2 rRNA genes are annotated in these 3,443 nt (G+C 56.4%); both read right to left on the bottom strand.

Annotated features, from left to right (window positions below):
• Positions 1-48 precede the first annotated feature (48 nt).
• Positions 49-165: ribosomal RNA gene (gene rrf / locus C5E41_RS32735) — 5S ribosomal RNA — on the bottom strand.
• Positions 166-286: 121 nt separating this feature from the next.
• Positions 287-3,400 (bottom strand): 23S ribosomal RNA (locus C5E41_RS32730).
• Positions 3,401-3,443 lie beyond the last annotated feature (43 nt).

Genomic DNA, 3,443 nt, shown 5'->3' with positions numbered 1-3,443 from the left:
ATGCGGGAGGCCCCCAACCTGCTGGTTGGGGGCCTCCCTGAATGTATGTTCCGGCGGTGTCCTACTCTCCCACACCCTGTCGAGTGCAGTACCATCGGCGCAGGTGGCCTTAGCTTCCGGGTTCGGAATGGGACCGGGCGTTTCCCCACCGCTATAGCCGCCGTAACTCTATGAAACTATCCACAGACAGCCGGAACCCGAAACCCCTGTCACCAGAGTTCGATATCCCGTCTTCCTGTATCTGCGTGTTGTTTCAGATACCGCACAGTGGACGCGTAGCAGCTTTGTTGGTAAGTCCTCGGCCTATTAGTACCAGTCACCTCCATGCGTTACCGCACTTCCAGTTCTGGCCTATCAACCCAATGGTCTGTTGGGGGCCTTACCCCCTCGAAGGGGTGAGAAACCTCATCTTGGAACAGGCTTCCCGCTTAGATGCTTTCAGCGGTTATCCCTTCCGAACGTAGCCAACCAGCCGTGCCCCTGGCGGGACAACTGGCACACCAGAGGTTCGTCCGTCCCGGTCCTCTCGTACTAGGGACAGCCTTCCTCAAGTTTCTAACGCGCGCGGCGGATAGAGACCGAACTGTCTCACGACGTTCTAAACCCAGCTCGCGTGCCGCTTTAATGGGCGAACAGCCCAACCCTTGGGACCTACTCCAGCCCCAGGATGCGACGAGCCGACATCGAGGTGCCAAACCATCCCGTCGATATGGACTCTTGGGGAAGATCAGCCTGTTATCCCCGGGGTACCTTTTATCCGTTGAGCGACACCGCTTCCACATGCCGGTGCCGGATCACTAGTCCCGACTTTCGTCCCTGCTCGACCTGTCAGTCTCACAGTCAAGCTCCCTTGTGCACTTACACTCAACACCTGATTGCCAACCAGGCTGAGGGAACCTTTGGGCGCCTCCGTTACACTTTGGGAGGCAACCGCCCCAGTTAAACTACCCACCAGGCACTGTCCCTGAACCAGATCATGGCCCGAGGTTAGAAGTCCAATACGACCAGAGTGGTATTTCAACGACGACTCCACAAACACTGGCGTGCCCGCTTCACAGTCTCCCACCTATCCTACACAAACCGTACCGAACACCAATACCAAGCTATAGTGAAGGTCCCGGGGTCTTTTCGTCCTGCCGCGCGTAACGAGCATCTTTACTCGTAATGCAATTTCGCCGAGTCTGTGGTGGAGACAGCAGAGAAGTCGTTACGCCATTCGTGCAGGTCGGAACTTACCCGACAAGGAATTTCGCTACCTTAGGATGGTTATAGTTACCACCGCCGTTTACCGGGGCTTAAATTCTCAGCTTCGCGAATCGCTCCGCTAACCGGTCCTCTTAACCTTCCGGCACCGGGCAGGCGTCAGTCCGTATACATCGTCTTACGACTTCGCACGGACCTGTGTTTTTAGTAAACAGTCGCTTCTCTCTGGTCTCTGCGACCCAACCCAGCTCCGAGTGCAAGACTCATCACCAGATCGGGCCCTCCTTCTCCCGAAGTTACGGAGGTATTTTGCCGAGTTCCTTCACCACAGTTATCTCGATCGCCTTAGTATTCTCTACCTGACCACCTGTGTCGGTTTGGGGTACGGGCCGTGTACCAACTCACTAGAGGCTTTTCTCGGCAGCATAGGATCACTGAATTCACCTCAACCGGCTACGCATCACCTCTCAGGCACATGCTGTGCGGATTTGCCTACACAACGCCCTACAGGCTTACACCCGGTAATCCACCACCGGGCCCAGCTACCTTCCTGCGTCACCCCATCGCTTGACTACTACGGTCTGGGTCTCGTGCATCCCCCTCCAGCCACCCGAAGGTGGTCCATTGGGTTCAGGACGATTAGCAAAACCGGCTCGCCATTGGGCGCGGATACACGGGTACGGGAATATCAACCCGTTGTCCATCGACTACGCCTGTCGGCCTCGCCTTAGGTCCCGACTCACCCTGGGCGGATTAACCTGGCCCAGGAACCCTTGGTCATTCGGCGGACGAGTTTCTCACTCGTCTTTCGCTACTCATGCCTGCATTCTCACTCGCGCAGCCTCCACAACTAGGTCACCCCGCTGCTTCCCTGGCTACACGACGCTCCCCTACCCATCCCAGCTCCTGGCTCGAAAGCAAGATCAATACTGGAATGCCGCGGCTTCGGCGGTGTACTTGAGCCCCGCTACATTATCGGCGCAGGATCACTTGACCAGTGAGCTATTACGCACTCTTTCAAGGGTGGCTGCTTCTAAGCCAACCTCCTGGTTGTCTCAGCGACCCCACATCCTTTTCCACTTAGTACACGCTTAGGGGCCTTAGCCGGCGATCTGGGCTGTTTCCCTCTCGACTACGAAGCTTATCCCCCGCAGTCTCACTGCCGCGCTCTCACACACCGGCATTCGGAGTTTGGCTGACTTCGGTAAGCTTGTGGGCCCCCTAGGCCATCCAGTAGCTCTACCTCCAGTGTGAAACACGCGACGCTGCACCTAAATGCATTTCGGGGAGAACCAGCTATCACGGAGTTTGATTGGCCTTTCACCCCTACCCACAGCTCATCCCCTCAGTTTTCAACCTAAGTGGGTTCGGGCCTCCACGACGTCTTACCGTCGCTTCACCCTGGCCATGGGTAGATCACTCCGCTTCGGGTCCATGACATGCGACTCAAACGCCCTATTCGGACTCGCTTTCGCTACGGCTACCCCACACGGGTTAACCTCGCCACACACCGATGACTCGCAGGCTCATTCTTCAAAAGGCACGCCATCACCCCACCACAAAATGGAAGGCTCTGACGGATTGTAAGCGCACGGTTTCAGGTACTATTTCACTCCCCTCCCGGGGTACTTTTCACCTTTCCCTCACGGTACTAGTCCGCTATCGGTCACCAGGGAGTATTCAGGCTTACCGGGTGGTCCCGGCAGATTCACAGCAGATTTCACGGGCCCGCTGCTACTCGGGTGCCCACTACAACAGAGAACACGTTTTCGCCTACCGGACTCTCACCGTCTACGGTTGGCCATCCCAGACCAATTCAGCTAACGCGATCTTTTCTGACTGTCGCCCAGACCGGCAGATCTGAGAAAGCAGGTCCCACAACCCCAAGAACGCAACGCCCGCCGGCTATCACACGCTCCTGGTTTAGCCTCTTCCGCTTTCGCTCGCCACTACTCACGGAATCACTATTGTTTTCTCTTCCTGTGGGTACTGAGATGTTTCACTTCCCCACGTTCCCTCCACACCGTCTATATATTCAACGGCGGGTAACACGACATCACTCGTGCTGGGTTTCCCCATTCGGAAATCCTCGGATCTCAGCTCGGTTGACAGCTCCCCGAGGCTTATCGCAGCCTCCTACGTCCTTCATCGGCTCCTGGTGCCAAGGCATCCACCGTACGCTCTTACACACTTACAAACAAAGATGCTCGCGTCCACTGTGCAGTTCTCAAACAACACAC

Source organism: Nocardia nova, assembly GCF_002933465.1.
GTDB classification, from domain to species: Bacteria; Actinomycetota; Actinomycetes; order Mycobacteriales; family Mycobacteriaceae; genus Nocardia; species Nocardia nova_B.
The sequence above is the reverse complement of the archived record's forward strand: the minus strand, read 5'-3'. Positions and strand labels throughout refer to the sequence as shown.